This window comes from Pseudoalteromonas sp. Angola-4, assembly GCF_028599265.1.
Taxonomy (GTDB): Bacteria; Pseudomonadota; Gammaproteobacteria; order Enterobacterales; family Alteromonadaceae; genus Pseudoalteromonas; species Pseudoalteromonas atlantica.
The window spans coordinates 1-20494 of the sequence record NZ_JAQREK010000024.1 but is presented as its reverse complement, the minus strand read 5'-3'; the positions used below and the strand labels follow the sequence as shown (position 1 = coordinate 20494).

Annotated in this window: 17 protein-coding genes and 1 pseudogene; 15 read left to right on the top strand and 3 right to left on the bottom strand. The window is 38.0% G+C overall.

Features of this window, described 5'->3' with window-relative positions; all coding sequences use genetic code 11:
- Nucleotides 1–25: 25 nt before the first annotated feature.
- Both PSH48_RS18955 and PSH48_RS18950 read right to left on the bottom strand, forming a co-directional pair.
- Nucleotides 26–2608 (bottom strand): TonB-dependent receptor, encoded by a 2583-nt coding sequence (locus PSH48_RS18955; protein ID WP_029774528.1) that lies wholly within the window; start codon nt 2606–2608, stop codon nt 26–28.
- An 893-nt stretch (nt 2609–3501) separates the two neighbouring features.
- Nucleotides 3502–3927: a hypothetical protein gene (locus tag PSH48_RS18950; RefSeq protein ID WP_273612118.1), complete on the bottom strand. Its 426-nt coding sequence runs from the start codon at nt 3925–3927 to the stop codon at nt 3502–3504.
- 339 nt (nt 3928–4266) lie between these two features.
- Between PSH48_RS18950 and ccoN the strand changes: the two genes are divergently transcribed.
- From ccoN to PSH48_RS18875, 15 genes and pseudogenes are all read left to right on the top strand, one after another.
- The gene (ccoN, locus tag PSH48_RS18945) at nt 4267–5700 is read left to right on the top strand and encodes a cytochrome-c oxidase, cbb3-type subunit I (protein WP_004588826.1); all 1434 of its coding nucleotides are present in this window, start codon (nt 4267–4269) and stop codon (nt 5698–5700) included.
- A gap of 12 nt (nt 5701–5712) precedes the next feature.
- Nucleotides 5713–6387, top strand: a complete 675-nt coding sequence (ccoO, locus tag PSH48_RS18940) for a cytochrome-c oxidase, cbb3-type subunit II (RefSeq protein WP_256850593.1) — start codon at nt 5713–5715, stop codon at nt 6385–6387.
- A gap of 5 nt (nt 6388–6392) precedes the next feature.
- On the top strand, nt 6393–6578 hold the full coding sequence (locus PSH48_RS18935) for a CcoQ/FixQ family Cbb3-type cytochrome c oxidase assembly chaperone (protein WP_004588824.1): 186 nt from the start codon (nt 6393–6395) through the stop codon (nt 6576–6578).
- Nucleotides 6575–7609 (top strand): cytochrome-c oxidase, cbb3-type subunit III, encoded by a 1035-nt coding sequence (ccoP, locus tag PSH48_RS18930; RefSeq protein ID WP_054982343.1) that lies wholly within the window; start codon nt 6575–6577, stop codon nt 7607–7609. Before PSH48_RS18935 ends, ccoP begins: the two co-directional genes overlap by 4 nt.
- A gap of 141 nt (nt 7610–7750) precedes the next feature.
- Nucleotides 7751–8242, top strand: a complete 492-nt coding sequence (locus PSH48_RS18925; protein ID WP_004588822.1) for a FixH family protein — start codon at nt 7751–7753, stop codon at nt 8240–8242.
- Between the two features lie 8 nt (nt 8243–8250).
- Entirely contained in the window at nt 8251–10626 is a 2376-nt protein-coding gene (locus tag PSH48_RS18920) for a heavy metal translocating P-type ATPase (protein ID WP_273612117.1), read from the top strand.
- Entirely contained in the window at nt 10623–10790 is a 168-nt protein-coding gene (gene ccoS / locus PSH48_RS18915) for a cbb3-type cytochrome oxidase assembly protein CcoS (RefSeq protein ID WP_002963071.1), read from the top strand. Before PSH48_RS18920 ends, ccoS begins: the two co-directional genes overlap by 4 nt.
- Nucleotides 10783–11454 (top strand): sulfite exporter TauE/SafE family protein, encoded by a 672-nt coding sequence (locus tag PSH48_RS18910; RefSeq protein WP_273612116.1) that lies wholly within the window; start codon nt 10783–10785, stop codon nt 11452–11454. Before ccoS ends, PSH48_RS18910 begins: the two co-directional genes overlap by 8 nt.
- Nucleotides 11455–11522: 68 nt before the next feature.
- A complete protein-coding gene (locus PSH48_RS18905; RefSeq protein ID WP_024032585.1) occupies nt 11523–12260 on the top strand; it encodes an FNR family transcription factor in 738 nt (245 codons plus the stop codon).
- A 106-nt stretch (nt 12261–12366) separates the two neighbouring features.
- Nucleotides 12367–13293, top strand: a complete 927-nt coding sequence (gene uspE / locus PSH48_RS18900) for a universal stress protein UspE (RefSeq protein ID WP_024032584.1) — start codon at nt 12367–12369, stop codon at nt 13291–13293.
- 103 nt (nt 13294–13396) lie between these two features.
- Nucleotides 13397–13540, top strand: a pseudogene (locus PSH48_RS18895) (tRNA 2-thiocytidine(32) synthetase TtcA); the annotation flags it as partial.
- Between the two features lie 176 nt (nt 13541–13716).
- Nucleotides 13717–14973 (top strand): site-specific integrase, encoded by a 1257-nt coding sequence (locus PSH48_RS18890; RefSeq protein WP_273612115.1) that lies wholly within the window; start codon nt 13717–13719, stop codon nt 14971–14973.
- Nucleotides 14957–16618: a hypothetical protein gene (locus PSH48_RS18885; protein ID WP_273612114.1), complete on the top strand. Its 1662-nt coding sequence runs from the start codon at nt 14957–14959 to the stop codon at nt 16616–16618. The genes PSH48_RS18890 and PSH48_RS18885 overlap by 17 nt, the downstream gene beginning before the upstream one ends.
- Nucleotides 16615–18963 (top strand): hypothetical protein, encoded by a 2349-nt coding sequence (locus PSH48_RS18880; RefSeq protein WP_273612113.1) that lies wholly within the window; start codon nt 16615–16617, stop codon nt 18961–18963. Before PSH48_RS18885 ends, PSH48_RS18880 begins: the two co-directional genes overlap by 4 nt.
- A gap of 8 nt (nt 18964–18971) precedes the next feature.
- Nucleotides 18972–19382 carry a hypothetical protein gene (locus PSH48_RS18875; RefSeq protein WP_273612112.1) on the top strand — a complete coding sequence of 137 codons (411 nt, stop codon included), beginning with the start codon at nt 18972–18974 and terminating at the stop codon, nt 19380–19382.
- A gap of 249 nt (nt 19383–19631) precedes the next feature.
- Here PSH48_RS18875 and PSH48_RS18870 read toward each other — a convergent pair.
- Nucleotides 19632–20494: SH3 domain-containing protein (locus PSH48_RS18870; RefSeq protein ID WP_273612111.1), on the bottom strand; the 863-nt coding region annotated here is incomplete at its 5' end.

Below are 20494 nucleotides of genomic sequence, written 5' to 3'. Positions count from 1 at the left end.
AGCCTTAATACGATTAATGTGCTAATTAAAACTTAACGTTTACACCAGCAAATACACGGCGACCTAGTACATCGTATGTGTACGGGTCAGTGTTAGAATCGTTGTTACCTGTGTAGTAAGGTGGTTGCTTATCAAATAAGTTGTTAACACCTGCTGTTACTGACACAGTCTCGTTAAAGATGTAAGCACCGCTTATATCATGGTATACAACTGAAGGCGTTGTAGGCGCATAACATGATGACTCATCACCTTGACAGCTGTAGCTATCCATTCCTGCAATGTAGCGTGCTTTGTAGTTTGCGTTCCAAGCGTCGCCTTTCACAGTTAGTTCAAAGTTAGCTTTAACATCTGCATAACCACCGATACCAGAAGTAATTAAACCAGCGTAATCAATGCTTGATTCAACAACATCTACTAGGTACTCGTCTAGGTAAGTAACATCTAGTGATGTATTCCACGCAAGACCAGCTGCATCAAATGTGTAGTTTAAGTTTAAGTCGTAGCCTTTAGTTTGCTCGTAACCTACGTTTTGTAGTTGGTTATTAAAAGCAATACGGCCAGTGCTTTGGTTAAACGATACCGCAGCAGAGCTACATAACGCAGTACTTTGGTTAGCTAATGAACCATCTGTTGCTAAACAAGAGTCAACAATGTATTGGTTGTTAACTGTCGCAATTGCGTTTTCAATTTCAATGTCGTAGTAATCTAACGTCATTGAGAAACCTTCAAACCACTCTGGCTCGTAGACAATACCCGCTGTTAGCGTATCAGCTTCTTCAGGCGTTAATTGGTCATTACCACCAACAGTTACTTCAGCTTGGTCTTGTGCACCAGGGAAGCTAACTTGTTCAAACGAAGGTGAATTACCTGAGTATAGCTCAGCTACTGTAGGCGCACGGAATGCTGTAGAGCGAACACCACGTAGCATTACTTCGTCGTTTACACGCCAAGTTAAACCAAGTTTCCATGTTTCGTCAGAACCAAAAGTGCTGTAATCGAAAGCACGGATTGCAGTGCTTAGTTCAACGTTTTGCGCTAAGAACGCATCGCTAACTAAAGGAATTGCAAGCTCTAAGTACGCTTCGTTTACGTCAAAACGACCGCTTGTAGGCTCAACACGTGGGTCGTTTGCAAGACCTTGTGATGTGATTGAATCTGGGATGTACCATGCTTTTTCTTCACGGCGCTCAACACCAGCAGCAAACCCTACGTAACCTGCAGGAAGTTCCATTACTTCACCAGCTAATGATGCAGTGAACATTAGTAATTGGCTACCACCTGAGTTTTGCTCAGTGTAAACGTAATCGCTTAAGTTCTCAGCAGACCAAGAAGATTGCATAAGTGGGTTAAAGTCACCCGCTTCGATTGCATCTTGGATAGAGCCCATGTTGTGAAGGTTGCTTAAACGGTCAACTGAATCGTTACGACCAAAAATTACTGACACATCCCAATCGTAACCACTGTCAAGGTAACCTGCAGCACCTACTACAGTACGCACAGTGTCAACAACTTGTGAGAAATCACGAGTACCTGTGTCTGTCATACGACGACCGTAAGAAACTTCATCACCGTAGTTAATATTGTGGCTTGTTAGTGAATCGCCCATTTCTTCAGTGTAATCAAAGTCAAACCATACTGGCTGTGGTGCCATTTGTTGCTCTGACCAACGCTTAGAGTATGTAAATTCTGAGTATAAACGCGTGTCATCTGTTAAATCGAAGCTACCGATACCTGTAAGGTTTAAACGACGCATAGGCGTGTATAGGTAGCTGTCTGATGAGTAGTTGTACGCATCATCAGAACCAAAGTCATGCCAACCGTTGTCTGCTTGACCTTGTAGTGATTCATCACCTGACCATACGTGGCCATTTGGCGTGTATGAAGAACCAGAACAGTAAGGTGCACTGCCGTCGCCATCTTCAGTTAATGGACAATCAGAGAAGCTACGATCTGCTTGAGATGCGTCACCACGGTCAGTGTACTGAAGACCAATTACAACGTTACCACGACCAAAGCTACCACCCATAGTGATATCGAAAGACGTTTCATCAGCATCACCTTCTGTAGTGATTGCAGATTTAACATTTAAGTCTAAACCTTCAAAGTCATCTTTTAAGATGATGTTTACAACACCTGCTACCGCATCAGTACCGTATACTGCAGATGCACCATCTTTAAGTACTTCAATGTGCTTGATCATTGAAACAGGAATAGTGTTTAAATCAACAGTAGAGGCAGCACCTGTGCCTGAGTTGATCATACGACGGCCATTTACAAGTACTAATGTACGTTGTGAACCTAAACCACGTAAATCGATAGAAGCATTACCACCAGAACCATTATTGATACCTGGGTTGGTCATTGCACCACCAGTAGCAGTCATTTTTTGTAATACGGCATCAACCGAAACTGCGCCGGTTGCAGCAATGTCATCTGCACCGATTAAAGTAACTGGGCTAGCGGTTTCCATATCTGCGCGCTTAATGCGAGAACCCGTTACTTGAATTTTTTCAATAGCGTTTGCGCCGTCTTCGGCCGCTACTACTTGCATACTTGAGAACATTGGGATTGCTGCGATTACAGCTAAACCAAGAGTTGATTTTTTCATGAATAAACCCTACTTGTTGGAAATTTACCTTGATTGGTAATGCTCACTTTTTATAAGAATTGTGAGTCAGGGGGGCAACTTAGGCTGAGTTAACTGAACAAAAACTTAACGAAAGGTCGTTATATGTACAACACCAAAAAAGAATAACCAAAAAAGGTACAAAGGTTATAACTTGTTGCAGTGTTAACTAAAAAAAACAATTAAAAATCATTGAGATAACACAAAAGCAAAGCAATTAAAACACACCTGAAATCAAAGTTATGCAGATTGTAATCAAATGTAATTAGCGTATAAATATACCCTTTTTAGAAAAATTAACATATTAATCACAGCGCATTAGTAAAACCGTAAAGCTGTAATAAAATTAATAACCATAAATATGCAGATTTACCGCTTAAATAGTCTTATTAAGCTATTTATTTAGTTTTTTTGGTAATATTTTTTGTTCAGCGAGACTTCAACGTTTGCTCGGATCGGGAGGAGTTATTTGATTTAGCAAATCATTTGAGGGTCTTAATTTGAGGGCGTTTAACTTTATTAAAATAGTTATCATGAAACTAAGCAGGATCTACTTTTACATGCTAGTTAATGCAAGCAATACGCTTTTACTATAAACAAGTAAAATACACCCTATTGGCGTAAGGCAATTCACTCCATAACAAGAACGAGTAAGCACACCAACATAAAACAAATGAGAATGAAGAAATAGATTAATAAACAAGGCAGCAAAGAGGTTTAAATGTGTTAGTGCTTTAAATACAATTTTATACACCTGCTATTGCCATATATAAGACGTACCGCTAAATAGTAATGCCTAATTATAGTAATACCTTATTAATAGCTGACTTTTGTTATGCGCCAGCTAAAAAAATGATTAGCAGGAAAAAGGTACCTTAATACGTTACATAAAAATTATAAAAGTGAGTGATTTGCTCACCAGTTTGAACATTGCTTAAATTAAGCACCAGTTGCCACAGCATATTTTTCTCAGAGCATATGCCCACCATAGTGTCACTTTTATAAATAGTTGCTTCTTTAGTGAACTTTTGCGGAATAAAACCCATATACATGGTTATACTTTCAAGCTTAGCGTTATCTATTTTTAGGTGGTCGGGTAAATCAAGGTAAATACTAAAGGGGGTTTCGGGGGTAATATTTTTATCACTTAACCATACTTTAACACCGGTATTATAAATACAGCGCTGATTCGTGTTGCAATTTGTTTTTAACAGTGCTTTTTGATCTTTTTGGTTGGCATTGTCGCAGCCTGTTAATACAAAAAACAGCATTAAAAACAAAGATAATCTATATATATGCATAACAAATCCGCGCTAAATAAAAACAAATCTTAATTAGCATGCTTTGAAATAACAATAGCCAGTGTAATGTTTGGTTAATATAGGTACAATCTGTATCAAAAAATAAACAACAAACTCACAAACTTTGATTGATGTCATAATTTTATGTAATTGACCTATCTTTTTTAGGTCAAAAAATTTATCATTTCACCCGCAAAAAATAAGGGTTTCTCGAGTTTGTTTTCTGAAGCATTCAGGCTTTGAACGTTTTAGGTAATACGCTTGGGGAAAATAGTAGGCCCCACTTTAAACGGTGGGTAATTCATTTCTAAACGCATTTATTGCAGCGGAAGCCAGAAAATGAGCCAAACAGTAGCATCACAAACTGAGTATAACTATAAAGTTGTACGCCAATTCGCTATTATGACAGTGATTTGGGGCATCGTTGGCATGAGTATTGGGGTTCTGATTGCTGCCCAATTAGCTTGGCCAGCACTTAACTTTGATACACCATGGTTAACATACTCTCGACTACGTCCGTTACACACGAACGCAGTAATTTTCGCATTTGGTACCAGTGCACTTTTTGCGACGTCTTATTACGTCGTTCAACGTACTTGTCAAACGCGCCTTTTCTCAGACAAACTCGCCGCTTTTTCTTTTTGGGGTTGGCAGCTTGTTATTGTATTAGCCGTAATTACATTACCACTGGGTATTACTAGCTCTAAAGAATATGCAGAGCTTGAGTGGCCAATCGATATTTTAATCGCGGTAGTATGGATAGTTTACGCAGTCGTATTTTTTGGTACGCTGATCAAACGTAAAGTATCGCACATCTACGTTGCTAACTGGTTCTACGCTGGCTTTATTATTACTGTTGCAGTGCTACACATTGTAAACAGCATGGCAGTGCCTGTGTCGTTAACTAAATCATACTCAATCTACGCAGGTGCGGTAGATGCAATGGTTCAGTGGTGGTACGGTCACAACGCTGTAGGTTTCCTACTAACGGCTGGTTTCTTAGGTATGATGTACTACTTTGTACCAAAGCAAGCAGGTCGCCCAGTTTACTCTTACCGTTTATCGGTAGTTCACTTTTGGGCACTTATTTCACTTTACATTTGGGCAGGTCCTCACCACCTTCACTACACTGCGCTTCCTGATTGGACGCAAAGTTTAGGTATGGTTATGTCTATTATCCTGTTTGTACCGTCTTGGGGTGGTATGATTAACGGTATAATGACGCTTTCTGGCGCTTGGCATAAGCTACGTACCGACCCAGTACTGCGTTTCTTAGTTGTTTCATTGTCTTTCTACGGTATGTCTACGTTTGAAGGCCCAATGATGGCAATTAAATCTGTAAATGCATTATCTCACTACACAGATTGGACTATTGGCCACGTACACTCAGGTGCACTAGGTTGGGTTGCGATGATTTCAATTGGTGCTATTTACCACCTTATCCCTGCGTTATTCGCACAAGGTCGTATGTACAGCGTTAAATTGGTTAACACGCACTTTTGGTTACACACAGTAGGTGTTGTACTTTACATTGTTGCAATGTGGATCTCAGGTGTTATGCAAGGTCTAATGTGGCGCGCAGTTAACTCTGACGGTACATTAATGTACAGCTTTGTTCAGTCTTTAGAAGCATCACATCCTTTCTATATTATGCGCTTTGTAGGCGGTGTATTCATCGTTACAGGTATGTTAGTTATGGCTTACAACGTTCTGCGTACAATTTCAGCTGAGAAAGAATCACTGAAGTTAGACGCGCAAGCACAATTAGCATAACGGAGTGAGATGATGAGCAATAAAAATTCACAAAACAAACATGAAATAGTAGAAAAGAACGTTGGCCTAATGGCTATTCTGACTGTTTTTGCTATTAGTTTTGGTGCATTAGTTGAAATTACTCCGCTAATGTTCCAAGACGATACAACAAAGCCTGTAGAAGGTTTGCGCCCACTTAACGCGCTTGAAATGGAAGGCCGTGACATTTATGTACGTGAAGGTTGTTATAACTGTCACTCACAAATGATTCGTCCTTTTCGTGATGAAGTTGAGCGTTACGGTCACTACTCTGTAGCGGGCGAATCAGTATGGGATCACCCTTTCCAATGGGGTTCTAAACGTACTGGCCCTGACCTTGCACGTGTAGGTAACCGTTACTCGGACGATTGGCATTATGCACACTTAGTTGACCCACGCGCCGTGGTTCCTGAGTCGAACATGCCAGGTTTTCCTTGGTTAGCAGAGACAAAGGTTGATACCAGCCTGACTCTGAAAAAACTACAAATTTTCCGTGATACTTTTGCTATCAACCCAAAAAACCCTAAACACTTGGGTTTAGGTTATGGCAGCGACGAAGAGCTACAAGCAGATGTTGATAAAGTTAACGCTATGAATAACGGCGAAGGCGCAACAGAAATGCAAGCCCTAATCGCGTATTTACAGCAACTTGGCACCCACTTGAAGTAATTATTATGGATTACGGAACATACAGAGGCATTTTGACTCTGGTAATTTTAGTATTGTTTATTGTGATTGTTGTATGGGCATACAGCAAGCGTAGCAAAAATCGTTTTGATGACGCTGCTAATGCCATTTTCGAAGATGAAAAAAAACATAACAACACACTCTCTAACGAGGAAAAGGAGTCTGAAAAATGACTAGCTTTTGGAGTATTTGGGTTATTGTATTAACCCTAGCCTGCTTAATCATCATTTTTAGCTTATTAGTTTGGAACCTTAAAAACTATGCTGGCGTAAAAGAAGGTGAAGACTGCGGACATGAATATGACGGCATTACCGAACTAAATAATCCACTCCCAAAATGGTGGACGTACATGTTCTTCGCAACATTTATTTGGTCGGTATATTACTTAGCAGCTTATCCAGGTTTAGGTAACTGGGAAGGCTTAGGTAAATGGACAAGCTCTAACCAAGGTATTACCTCTTTAGCGGAATCTAAAGAAGCCACGGCTAAAGCAAAAGAAGAAGGCCGCTATGTAAAGCTTGATAAAGAATACGAAGCAGCACAAGAGCGCTTTGGTCCTATTTTTAACAAGCTTGCACAAGTACCAGTATTAGATTTAGTTAACTCTAAATTTGAAGGTGATGCAGCGCAGCAAGTAGCCCTTGAAAATGGCGAAAAGCATGAACAAACAGACGGCCAGTTAGCACTTGAAATTGGTCAGCGTTTATTCTCGCAAAACTGTGCGCAATGTCATGGTTCAGATGCACGTGGTGCAACTGGCTTCCCTAACCTAACTGATAAAGATTGGTTATACGGTGGTTCACCAGACAAAATTAAAGAAACGCTTCTTTATGGTCGTGTAGCAGCAATGCCTTCTTGGAGTGCAGCACTTGGTGAGCAAGGCGTTAAAGAAATGACAGCCCACGTACTTAGCTTGTCTGGTCGTACTGTTAACCAAAAAGATGCCGCTGCAGGTGCCGCTAAGTTTGCGATGTGTGCCGCGTGTCACGGTGCAGATGGTAAAGGCTCTGTTGCACATAACTTACCGTTTGGTGCACCAAATCTTACAGATAACATTTGGTTATACGGTGGCTCTCAACGCGCTGTTGAAGAAACCCTTAACCATGGCCGCGCCGGTGTAATGCCAGCATGGAAAGACATTTTAGGTGAAGATAAAATTCACCTGTTAACTGCCTATGTTTACAGTTTATCGCAAGATAAATAAACACCGAGTTAACTATTAATTAATCTTTTTATTTCAACAGATTAATCCAGATCAAAAAAGCCTCCAGTCGGAGGCTTTTTTTTAGTCTTTTACAAATATTTGCTATAAAATAGCCCTACCTAAACTAATTTTAGAGCAACTATGCAACCTACTCCGTGGTATAAAAATTTTTGGCCTTGGTTTTTAATCTTTTTTCCGCTAGCGGCCATTATCGGGTGCATAACCTTAATTATTACTGCTGTAGGCAACGGCCCAGATATGGTGGTTGATGATTACTATAAAAAAGGCAAAGCAATAAACTTAGAACTTACTAAGTTTGAAAAAGCCAAAGCCCTGTTTTTACATGGCAAGCTTAATGTTACAAACGAGCGTGCCAGTTTTGCCTTTACCAAAGGCGATTATAGTAACGTGCACGCTTTAAAGCTGTCTTTTTATCATCGCACCATCAAAGCGCATGACTTTGAAGCAACGCTTACCCCTAATGCAAATAAAGAATTTACTGCCCTTTTAGATAACTACACACCAGGTGCTTACTCTGTATTTATAGAGCCGGTGGATGGTAGTTGGAAGTTAAAAGAAAACATTACTCTTCCTACAGAGCAGCCATTGTTAGTTACCCCAAATTATAAGTAGCCACCACTATGAGCGTTTCTTGCTTTCATTGCCTTGAAAGTGTGCCAAATGGATTTCGCGCAACCGTAACAATAGATAACACGCCACAGCCTATGTGCTGTATTGGCTGCCAAGCGGTTGCGCAAAACATTGTTGACCAAGGCATGACCGACTATTACAAATACCGCACCGTACGCGCTGGTAAAGTAGAGCAGTTAGTCCCTGAGCAACTCGCGTTTATTAAAAGCTACGACAACGAAGACATACAAGATGAGTTTATAGCCACAACCGATAACTTATCCCAAGTACTTTTAAGTGTTGAAGGCATTACCTGCGCCGCGTGTGCATGGCTTATCGAAAAGCAATTACTTAGCTTAAAAACGGTAAAGCGCGTTGATGTAAATACCTCAACTAACCGTGCCATGATCCAATGGGATAAAACCCAAACCCCGCTGAGCGAAATTATTACTTCCTTAGCCAAAATTGGCTATAAAGCTTACCCGTTTCAAGCCGATGACGAAGCCCAACAAAAGCAACAAACAGCAAAAGCCTATATACGCCGCTTAGGTGTTGCAGGGCTTATGACCATGCAAGTGATGATGTTTGCCTTTGCCATGTACTTTGGCATGTTCTCGGGTATGGATAATAACTTTGAGCAATACTTTAGGTGGATAAGCCTAGTGCTTGCCTCCCCCGTTATTTTATACAGCGCATTACCCTTTTTAACTAACGCTATTAATGGCTTAAAAGCAAAACAGTTAAATATGGACTTACCCGTTTCGCTGGCTATTTTTGGTGCGTATAGCGCCAGCTGTTATGCCACATTTATGCAAGTAGGCGAAGTGTATTTTGAATCGGTATGTATGTTTACCTTTTTATTATTATTAGGTAAATACCTTGAGTTTAGAGCCCGATTAAAAGCCAGCGAGTTTACCGCCAACTTACAAAAGCTGCTACCTTTAACCGCCCGCACCCTTGATGATAGCGGCCAAGAGCATATTATTGCTGCAAAAAAACTTAAGCTTAATGATGTTGTACTCATCAAAGCTGGCGAAACTATCCCCGCTGACGGAGAGCTTATCAAGGGACAAACAAGCGTTGATGAATCGATGATGACCGGTGAGCATCAGCCCGTTAATAAGTTTATTGGCCATAATGTGTATGCCGGGTGTGTTAATCACGATGGCGTAATAGAAATAAAAATAAATAAAATTGGCCAAAACACCCTACTAAACCAAATTATACACTTACAACACACAGCGCTTACCAAGCGCCCTAAACTGGTAGAAATTACCGATAAAGTTGCCCAGTGGTTTATTGCCTGCTTGCTAGTTTTTGCCTCTATAACGGCCATTGGCTGGTACCAAATTGACCCAGAGCACGCTTTTTGGATCACTATTTCTGTATTGGTTGCTACTTGCCCTTGCGCACTTAGCCTTGCTATACCTACCGCATTAACGTGCGCTGTAGCCACGCTCACCCGCAAAGGGGTGCTAATTAAACAAGCGCATGTGCTCGAAACCCTCTCGCAATTAACGCTGTTTGCCTTTGATAAAACAGGCACCCTCACACAAGGTAAATTTAGCTTAGATGCCATTGATATACTCGATGATACAATCTCTAAAGAGCAAGCGCTAAATATTGCAGCCCAGTTAGAGCGTTATTCTGAGCACCCCATAGCCAGCGCATTTAATAAATACGCCACCACCGAGCTTGCCCTTACAAACATTACTGTACACCCAGGTATGGGCATTAGTGCACAAAGCGCGGATGAACATTACGCTATTGGTAAAAGCGGCTGGTTTGACAGTAAAAAAACAAATGCCCAAGCAAGCCTATTTATAAATAAACGCGTAGTTGCTCGTTTTTACTTTATAGATAAAGTAAAACCCGGTGCCAATGAGCTTATAAGTACCTTACAAGCACAAAACTTGAGCTGTCATATGCTCACAGGCGATGCATCAGATGCTGGGCAAAAAATAGCAAAACAATTAAAGCTCAACAGCAGCCAAAGCGCCCTGTCGCCTAAAGATAAACAAACCGCCGTGGAGCTATGGTCATCACAAAACGAAGTAGTTGCCATGGTAGGCGATGGCATTAACGACAGCCCAGTATTTGCCAGTGCCCATTTATCCATTGCAATGGAAACCGGAGCCGACATTTCTAAAAACAGTGCCGATGTAGTGCTGTTAAACAGTGATTTAGCCTCAATTGCGCACCTACTCAATGTTGCTAAGCAAACCAGGCGAATCATTAAGCAAAACCTGGCGCTGTCTTTGTTGTATAATGCCTCTATTTTACCGCTTGCAGCGCTTGGGCTTGTTGCACCGTGGATGGCCGTTATTGGTATGTCTGCCAGCTCAATTATTGTGATTAGTAATTCACTAAGGCTTTTAAAGTTATGAGCATAATTTATATTTTAATCCCGATTGCCATATTATTTGTGATTATTGCCATTGGCGTGTTTTTTTGGGCCGTTAAAAGCGAGCAATTCTCTGATTTAAACAAACAAGGTCATAGCATTTTGTTTGAAGATGATAAAGAACAGCACAACAAAAGTAATGATTGACCCACTTTACACCAGCGCCTTTTTAATGGGTTTAATTGGTAGCGGGCATTGCCTTGCCATGTGCGGTGGTATTGCCAGCTCATTGCAATTGGCCAGTAACAAGCGCCAATCTGTTATTTATTCATTTGCTTATAACATTGGCCGAGCATTTAGCTACATGCTAGCTGGCGCACTCGTTGCGGGTATAAGTAGCCAATTTGCAAAGCAAAATACGTTTTTTTCTGTAACCCTTTCATTCATTGCGGCTATTTTTATGCTGCTGGTAGGCGTGTATATAATGCGCTTAGGCCCCACTCTGCAATGGCTTGAAAAAATAGGCAAAACACTTATTTGGCAGCATATTGTTAAGCTTAATAAATATTTAATGCCAGTAGATTCAACAGCTAAAGCATTGGGTTACGGCGCGTTGTGGGGGTGGCTACCCTGTGGTTTGGTTTATTCAGCGCTCACATGGGCAATGACCAGCCCTAGCGCATTTGATGGTGCCCTAGTGATGCTTTGCTTTGCGCTTGGCACCTTTCCGGCCATGATCACCTTAGGCCTGGCCGCCCAAAAACTTAATAGTGTTATTAACCACCCATGGACGCGAATTGTGTTAGGCAGTATTATAATTTGGTATGGTATGTACCTGTTGATCATTGCCACCGACAAACTAGTACATTAATCGTCAGCGGCATTAAGCCACTCGGTTTATTTTCACTGCTGTGTATAAAAATTAAAACGGATTAAATTATGGATTTCTCTCAAAGTCGCGCTAAAAGTAATTGTGCAATTAGCTGTAACAACTGCAGCATCAGCCAATTGTGTTTGCCGTTTTCGTTAAATGGCCAAGAAATGGATAAACTTGACGAAATCATTGAACGCAAAAAGCCTCTGCACAAAGGCGACTACTTGTTTGAATCCGGTGCTGCGCTTAATGCAATTTATGCAGTACGCTCAGGCTCATTTAAATCGTACACATTGTCTGAACAAGGTGATGAGCAAATTACCGGTTTTCACTTAGCCGGCGATTTAGTCGGCTTTGATGCTATTAGTAAAATGGCTCATCAGAGCTTTTCGCAAGCACTTGAAACATCAATGGTATGCGAAATTCCGTTTGATACACTCGATGAGTTAGCAGGTAAATTACCCAAACTTCGCCAACAAATTATGCGTTTAATGAGTAGCGAAATTACCTACGATCAAGAAATGCTGCTACTTCTTAATAAAAAATCGGCAGAAGAGCGCCTAGCGAGCTTTATTTATAACCTTTCGGAGCGCTTTGGCGAGCGCGGATTTTCGCGTAAAGAGTTTAGATTTACCATGACTCGTGGTGAAATAGGTAACTACTTAGGCCTAACCGTTGAGACCATCAGCCGCTTATTAAGCCGTTTTCAAAAAGCCGATTTAATAAAGGTAGAAGGTAAATTTATTACTATTTTAGACAGTGACGCACTTGCCAAAACGGCAGCAATAATTAAGCCTTGCTAAGCAAATAGGTGTTGTAACTTTGATTTAGAACAACAATTTGTGTGCTACCCCTTTAACTGCTGTGTATTTACGTTACACTGAAAGTAAGTTAAAAAGGGAGTAGCATATGAACACTATTAAACGTATTTTAGCCGTTATTGATCCCACTAAGGATGACCATCACGGTTTAGCTCGCTCGATTGATTTAGCCAAAAAGTCAGGCGCCAGTATTACCGCCTTTATGACTGTTTACGACTTTTCTTACGAAATGACCACCATGTTGTCGTTTGAAGAGCGCGAAGCAATGCGAAAAGCCGTTATAAACGATAGAGAATTATGGCTTAAGGATATAATTTCTACCTACCCAGATGTAAATATCACCACCCAGGTGGTCTGGCATAACCGCCCTTTTGAAGCCATTATTAATACCGTTATTGAACAAGAATACGATTTAGTTGTTAAAAGTACCCATCAGCATGGTGCGCTAAAATCGGTTATTTTTACCCCTACCGACTGGCACTTAGTACGTAAATGCCCCACACCTGTGTTATTTGTAAAAGAAATGGCTTGGCCTGAGCAAGGTAATATTTTAGCCGCGGTCAATGCGGTTAGTGAAAACGATGAGCATGTAGCCCTTAATAAACGCATTATTAAAGATGCACAATTTTTATGTGAACTTGCCAACGCTAAACTTAACTTAGTTAATGCCTACCCTGCTACACCCATTAATATTGCCATAGAGATACCAGAATTTAACCCAGGCCTTTATAACGAATCTGTAAAAAAACATCATATAGAATCTACCAACGAGCTTGCTAAAACCTTTAGTTTAACTAATGAGCAATGCTTTATAGAAGAAGGCCTACCGGAGGATGTGATCCCCGATGTAGCAAATCGCTTAAATAGCGAACTGGTGGTGATTGGCACCGTAGGGCGTACGGGGCTAAGTGCCGCATTGGTTGGCAACACTGCCGAGCACGTAATTGATAGCCTAGATTGCGATGTCTTGGCATTAAAACCTGATGGCTACGTAAGCCCGCTTGCCAAAAGTTAAACAAAGCCTTAACTAGCGCTTTAATACCCATAGTACTTGGGTATATAATACGCCCCTTTATTTTCAGCAAATAATTTGCCGCATTGTTTTATAAGGGGGCGTAGTGTCTCACTCAGCTCAAGCCAAAGCTCAATACAACTTAAATAAGCTACAAAAGCGTTTACGCCGTCTTACTGGCCAAGCCGTCATGGACTTTAACATGATAGAAGAAGGCGACCGTATAATGGTATGCCTATCGGGTGGTAAATTATATTAAATATCTTTTTTGTAATTATTAATATTTCTTTTTTGTTTCCTCCAACCTATTATTCTTTCAGAAAAAATTAAAAGTCACTCATTAATATTTAGATTGTTTTTTGCTCTTTTTGTAAAGTACGCTATATTTTACTAATCCACTTATAGTAATGATTGGTTTTGTAAAGTATGAATGTTAGTCAATATAAAGTTGGATCTAAGCGCTTTATTGCCTTTATTGGCTTAAATGATATTCCTATTTTACCTCTAGCAAATGCGTTTCTATATGATGTATTTTTAAACACATCATATTCAACCAAACTCCGTGTAGCGTATGAACTCAAAACCGTACTTAATTATTTTGACGCAGAAGAAATTGATCTAGAGCTTAGAGTTAGTTCTGGTTTGTATATAAGTCCGAATGAATTAAGTCAGTTCTATGGGCACATGCGCCTAAAAAAAGATTCTTTTTCACAAAAAAATCTATTTTCAGTACCTGATAATAGTGAAAGTAAATATATCAGGAATGCAATTTCAGCATCATCATTTAATAAAAACAAAGTATCAACAGAAACAACAACAGGCAGAATAAGAACTCTTAGGAAGTATTTAGTCTATATCCATGAACACTACCATGGTGATCGACAAGCACCGTCTAATTTAAAGGATTCATATAATAAGGTTATTTCAAAGTTAAAATTACGAGAAAGCTATACTCAAGGAACTAATAACGTTTCAAGTGTAGAGTTAGTTGAAACTGTAATACCTGATGAAATTTATGATTCATTTAAAAAAATAGTTTTACCTAGTTCAAAAGATAATCCTTTTAAAAAATGTAAGTTACGCAATTATTTAATTCTATCAATATTGAGACAAACTGGTATCAGAAGAAGTGAAGTCTGTAAGTTAAAAATTTCTGATTGCCAATTCTATGGTGATTATAACAAGATCAAGATTTATTCAAGCCCAGATGATCCTACTGATACTAGATTAAATAAACCTGATAAAAAGTGTGGGAGAGCACATTTCGCAGGGATTAATGTAACGTTAATGAAAGAAATTCATTTTTATATTCACCATGTAAGAATAAAATTTGAAAAAGCTACTCAACATGATTTTCTATTTGTATCAGAAAAGAATACTCATAAAACGGCTGGGCTTCCGATTACTAGGGAAATGGTTAATTATATTTTGTGCAAAGTTTCTTCTAAACTTGGATATAAAATCCATCCACACACTTTAAGGCATAAGTGGAATGAGAAACTAAGCATAAAAGGAATGAATAAAGGTCTTGATTCAGAATTCATAGAGGATATGCGAAGAAGTGCTATGGGGTGGCAACCTGACTCGAAGATGGGCCGAGTTTATAATGATAAGTATGAGCAATTGTCGGCAATTGAACTAATGAAAGAACACCAGGAAAAAATAGATGGAACCAAAAAGTAAACCCAGGCTACCAGCTCATATTCCTGAATTACCAGAGAAGTTTATTTCGCAAGCAGGTATTAAAGTTGAAACATTTAATAATACTTGGGAGTTAGCACATTTAGGTAAAGGACGTAAAACTAATATTGCATGGCTTCAATCCTTTCCTAGGACTTCAAAGCTAAAATATATATTACTCGATACTCTGATTTACTACGCAGAAACAAAATCTGCTTCAACTGTCACTACAATTACAGCTTCTTTGAAACAGGCTTTTCCAAAAGATTGTACTGACATATCTGAATTTGAGAATTTATGGCATGTACTAAGAGGCTCGACAAAAAAAACTATAAGTGGTTTTTTAAACTCATCATTAAAATTAAATCACACGTTACTTGATAAGCACTATAGGCTAGCTTGTAAATATAGTTATAAGCAAAGCTTTAATGGTTTACATCCGACAAAAGGTAGACTAACAGATTACGAATATGACTCTATACTTGAGAACCTTAGGATAAAGTGCAGAAGTATTCCAAATCAGCCTCCAGAAGACCTTCACTACTACACTAAAGCAAGTGAAAAGAACAATAGTTTTATAAACCTGAAAAGTATGGTTGCTTATCGTTTGCTTATACAGTTAGCAAGACGCCCAAAACAAATAGTTATGCTAAAGTGGTCAGATATTTTACCTGTTGGAATATCATTCAATGATACAAATTTGAATGGTGAGCCAATGAATACGGGAGTTAAAACACTTCATGTTAGATGTTATAAAATCAAACAAAGCAATCAAGATTTTAACTTTCGTCTTTTCCCTGAAAAATGGTCTATACCTCTAACAGAGTCATTCTCGGCGTTCTTATTAAAGTACAGAGAAATTTATTGTAAAGGACTAAGCTTAGCTATTAATGAGTGTGGTGACCAATTAAGTACTGCTCAATATGAAACTTTAATAAATCATTGCCCAATAATTCCAAATATTAAAATTTTTACAGCTGATTTCTCTAATAGAAAACTTATTGATTCAATTTTACACGAAAGATCGCAATTATTTCATGCATCAGAAAATATTTTTAAAAACGCAGAGAAAAGTTATGGCAAAGGTTTATCTGAACGCACAGGTAAAGTCATTGGAACAAATAACAGGCTTAGGCACACTTGGCTTTGTAATGCAGCTCTAAATGGTCATCCTATCTCTGAAATTTGTAAAATAACTAATGTAACTGAACCTGGCGCAAGAGCTTATTTGCAATTAAGTTTAAAAGAGAGGCAGTATATTGATACTAACTACGCCGCTAATCAGTTACTGCGAGATGCTTTTAATCCAAAGGTATCAATAACCGATGAAGATACAACAGTAGAAAATGAAATTGATATATTTGGAGTAGAGAAAGAACCTTCTAACTGCAATGCATGCGAGCATAAGTCTAACTTAACAAGACCATTACCATGTTATGGGTGCCCAAACTTTAGACCTCTATTAGACGCTAATCATAATGCAATTTTAGAACAAGCTATTGCAAAACGTGAATTTATAAAAACATTTAGTAGTAATTACACCCACTCTGGTTCGACAGAGAAGTTAGATAAGATTATAGCCAATATAAAACTAACTATAGCAATTTGTATTGAAATGAAACTTCATAATTCAAAGTTGAACAAATGAATGTACTCAATAAATACCACCTCGCACTTCAAGATTTACTCCAATCATATTCTAATGAAATACCTAAAAATATTTCTTCTATAGATAATTCAAAACCAACATGGGGCGATCCTGTTTGGTATATTCTAGATGTTGATACAGGAGTTCGTCATCGTTACTTATTTACTAAAGCAGTTAAAGGGCAAAGGCGCTCTAAAAATGATTCATACTTCAGAAAATTAAAAAATTACGAGTCAGACTTGCTTACAAAAAATTACGGATTGCTCCTAAAGGTTTATGCGCTGGATGTACAACAGCAAAAGGTCGTTAATAATAGCAAGCAATTAAGAATTACTGTAGCGTCACAGATTTTAACAGAAAGTGAAAAATATCGAAATCTAAATGACTTACCTATTAAGTTTTGGAACGACTGTAAACAATCTAATATTTTTTGGGACTTTTGCAAAAGACACCATTTGATCTCTGGTAATTTAAGGCCGCATCATAGTGATAGACTTAGATCAGCTGACGATATACTCGATAGAGCTAATAAAAATGGTTTCAAAATACCCAACGAATCAATGATTTTTTCTATTGGCTATATTTTCAATGAGGTATTTAAAGATGTAAATGAGAACGGAAAACTCGACGAAGAAGGTATGATTAATATAGTAGATGCAATACCTATAACTGTTGCTTTATTGGGACTTGCTTCACCATGTCGGCTTAATTCAGAAATCCCTCTACTACAAAATCAAAAACTAAAGTCAATTCAACCTAAAAGTGGAGAGCCTATATATTATCTTGACTGGCCAGGCAGTAAAGGGTACCAAGATAATCAAAACCATGTTTTAAAGGCTTTAGCTCCACATGTAAAAAAAGCTATAAATTTTTTTCATGGATACTTTAAACCTGAACGATATTACGTTCGTTTTTTAAAAAATACCAAACAATCATGGAAGCAGCTTTTAAACGGTTTTGTTGTAGATCCGAATAGAATCGAAGAGTTAGACTTCTCTCAACCTCCAAACATTTTTACAGTTGCGTATGCATTAGGCTTTTACCCAATAAAATATAAAGTAGAAGTACTTAAATGTCATAATAGTATTCTATTAGGTGTTTCTGAACGTCAATGGAAGTGGAATTTAAAACGTGGTCAAACTAAGAGTAGCCAACTTGTTGAGAAGAACATTAGTAAACTATTACTTAATGATATAGTTATTAACTTGTCAGCGGTAGATCCAACAACCCCTTCAAAATACTCAATACAGAGACTTCTGCAAATAGAAAATCTTACTAAAAGCTTCAAAAACCGCCTTACTATACAGTTACTTACAGATATAAGCTCTCTCCAAAAAGAAATTATACGTTTACAGAAAGAAAATATTCCAACATTCCCAAAGTGCTATGTTGAGTCTGAAAAATATATTGACCTTGAGCATGCTTTATTTTGTATTGCACCAAACAAACATAATTTTAATTCAGTACAAGGAATGTCAGGTAGCCCTTTGAATATAATTTCATTAAGCAAAGTAAAAACAATTTTCGTAAATGCTTTTTCTGACAATAACCCAGCTACAAATATATTTAATAAGTATGGCTTTAAAACTGAAAAACTTCGCCTTCATTCACTACGTCACTTTGCAAATACGTATGCCGAAAAAGGAGGTATTCCCTTAAGTGTAATAGCCTCTTGGTCAGGCAGAACAAGCATAAAGCAAACACTAGAGTATATTCATAATAATGTAGAGAATAACGTTGATAGGGTTACTTCAACATTAGATCTCGATGCAAGTCATATTGATATCCGAGTTATAACAAACGATGAGTTAAAGACTTATAGTGGACTCCCTGCAAGCATTACTGATACAGGAATATGTGTACAAGAGCTTTCTGTTACACCTTGTAATTATATAAATAATTTTTTAAGTGGCTGCTTTTTATGTGAAAGCTCTTGCTATATATGTGGGGACACTGATGCTATAAAATTACTTGAATATGACCTTAGATTTCAATCAATAAGGCTTGCCAGATTATCAAAACAAGAAAATATATTTAAATCTCTTTGTAAAAAGGATTGGTATTTAAAACACACTAAAGAAGTTGCTTTACTTGAACAGCTCATTCAAATTTTAAAAAATGGACTACATGGAAATATAGCTCGGATATCAACCGAAGAAAAAAAAATATTTATAACAAACCCTAAAACAAATGTTATAGATGAAGTGAAGTTAACAATTTCTTCAGATGAAGATATTTTAAACCAAATAACAGATAAAACTTCTAGTATTAGCTCCATCCCCGAAGGAATGACAGCGTTACTTTCTTCTTTTGGTGTAACTAATTTTAAAAATAAATCAAAGTAGAACTTGCAATGCCAGCTAAAGCTAAAATTACAAATGAAACACAGTTTAACATTGAGAGAATGATCCTTCTTTGGGAAGGAAAGCTTACATGGAAAAATCTAACTCAAAAAATTTCAATTGATCTTGATATTCAAGTATCAAGACAAACATTAGAGAGCTATAACGGGATTTATCAAGCTTACAAACATAAGAAATTTTCAAAAAACACTAAAGATGATCATTTTAAGAAGGGAATCATTAAGGCCGATGTTGATTTACTTAAGCGAATAAAGAAACTTGAAGCAGAGATTGAATTGAAGAATAAAACAATTAATGAACAAAAAAGGTTCCTACAAAGAGTTTTACAAAATGCCACAGAAATTCCTGCTCTGAAAGGTAACCTTGATATATTAATAGCAGAAAGACCTGAAGACAAATAAACTAAATTGAACAACTTTTTCTAAATAAGTGTTAACTTTATCTGTCAGGTTTGATTGTTAGGGCTTAATCAAAACTGACAGCGGCATAAGACAAACTCGACCGTTTAACAGCAACTTAATATCGTAAATCCCGTTATAATAAAGGACGTTCACCCAACTCGTATTTGGACAATAATGAGTTACGGCTTAAGGACAGCTTAGTGTCAGTAGTATGATACAAGTTTGGTATATAAAAGTTCCTTGTTAGTTTCATTTTACGAATTTTGCGGTATGCCTAGTAAATACCCAACCAGACATAGACTCACCGCCTTCATATGCATACATAACTTCTACCCAATTCCTTTTCTTTGCTAAAACCGTTACGATTTGGCCTAGGACTAATTCATCATAAATTTCAGCGTTGGTAGAAGGGCTAGCTCGAAGACGCACGTTATTGCCTGTTATAAAGCGCAAATCTGTTGTATCAATATCATTCAATGTAAGTGAAATTTTTTTGATATCTTTGATTTTTTGCCTATCTGATTTTTTGTTAGATTCTAAATAATTTTCTACTAAAGGAGTCAGCAGATTTGCTGAAATGCTATTTACTTGCGGTAAAATGACATTCATTAAAAAGGCAAAAAGTATAAATTGAATTAAAGGTGGCAAACTTTTGAAAGTGCTGAGAAAGTTTTTACCATTTTCCACCAAGTTAAATTTAGATTCTGTACTCTCTAGCTCCCTGTCTATGCTAGATGCATTTACTGACTCCATATTAACGGCAGATATTACTTGCGCCATTTCAGATAAATAACTTGAATCAGATAGAAAAACTGAACTAGCTGTAGCAAAACTTTTAATAGCATGCGCAAGACTAGAGGAATCTGCTATAGCTGCCATTGCGTTATCAATAACAGCCTGCTGAGAAGAAAAAGCTTGCATTGCACTTTCTAAAGCTATTGGTTTTGCCATAGCTGCCAAAGAATTATCAATAACAGATTGCTTTGCAAAAACCTGTGATGCAATATCTATAAAAGATGGTCTCGCTATAGCTGCCACTGCGTTATCAATAACAGCCTGCTGAGAAGAAAAAGCCTGCATTGCACTTTCTAAAGCTATTGGTTTTGCCATAG

Excerpts from the sequence above, each read along its gene's own strand:
- PSH48_RS18955 (WP_029774528.1), bottom strand. The coding sequence starts at position 2,608 with ATGAAAAAATCAACTCTTGGTTTAGCTGTAATCGCAGCAATCCCAATG.
- PSH48_RS18950 (WP_273612118.1), bottom strand. The coding sequence starts at position 3,927 with ATGCATATATATAGATTATCTTTGTTTTTAATGCTGTTTTTTGTATTA.
- ccoN (WP_004588826.1), top strand. The coding sequence starts at position 4,267 with ATGAGCCAAACAGTAGCATCACAAACTGAGTATAACTATAAAGTTGTA.
- ccoO (WP_256850593.1), top strand. The coding sequence starts at position 5,713 with ATGAGCAATAAAAATTCACAAAACAAACATGAAATAGTAGAAAAGAAC.
- PSH48_RS18935 (WP_004588824.1), top strand. The coding sequence starts at position 6,393 with ATGGATTACGGAACATACAGAGGCATTTTGACTCTGGTAATTTTAGTA.
- ccoP (WP_054982343.1), top strand. The coding sequence starts at position 6,575 with ATGACTAGCTTTTGGAGTATTTGGGTTATTGTATTAACCCTAGCCTGC.
- PSH48_RS18925 (WP_004588822.1), top strand. The coding sequence starts at position 7,751 with ATGCAACCTACTCCGTGGTATAAAAATTTTTGGCCTTGGTTTTTAATC.
- PSH48_RS18920 (WP_273612117.1), top strand. The coding sequence starts at position 8,251 with ATGAGCGTTTCTTGCTTTCATTGCCTTGAAAGTGTGCCAAATGGATTT.
- ccoS (WP_002963071.1), top strand. The coding sequence starts at position 10,623 with ATGAGCATAATTTATATTTTAATCCCGATTGCCATATTATTTGTGATT.
- PSH48_RS18910 (WP_273612116.1), top strand. The coding sequence starts at position 10,783 with ATGATTGACCCACTTTACACCAGCGCCTTTTTAATGGGTTTAATTGGT.
- PSH48_RS18905 (WP_024032585.1), top strand. The coding sequence starts at position 11,523 with ATGGATTTCTCTCAAAGTCGCGCTAAAAGTAATTGTGCAATTAGCTGT.
- uspE (WP_024032584.1), top strand. The coding sequence starts at position 12,367 with ATGAACACTATTAAACGTATTTTAGCCGTTATTGATCCCACTAAGGAT.
- PSH48_RS18890 (WP_273612115.1), top strand. The coding sequence starts at position 13,717 with ATGAATGTTAGTCAATATAAAGTTGGATCTAAGCGCTTTATTGCCTTT.
- PSH48_RS18885 (WP_273612114.1), top strand. The coding sequence starts at position 14,957 with ATGGAACCAAAAAGTAAACCCAGGCTACCAGCTCATATTCCTGAATTA.
- PSH48_RS18880 (WP_273612113.1), top strand. The coding sequence starts at position 16,615 with ATGAATGTACTCAATAAATACCACCTCGCACTTCAAGATTTACTCCAA.
- PSH48_RS18875 (WP_273612112.1), top strand. The coding sequence starts at position 18,972 with ATGCCAGCTAAAGCTAAAATTACAAATGAAACACAGTTTAACATTGAG.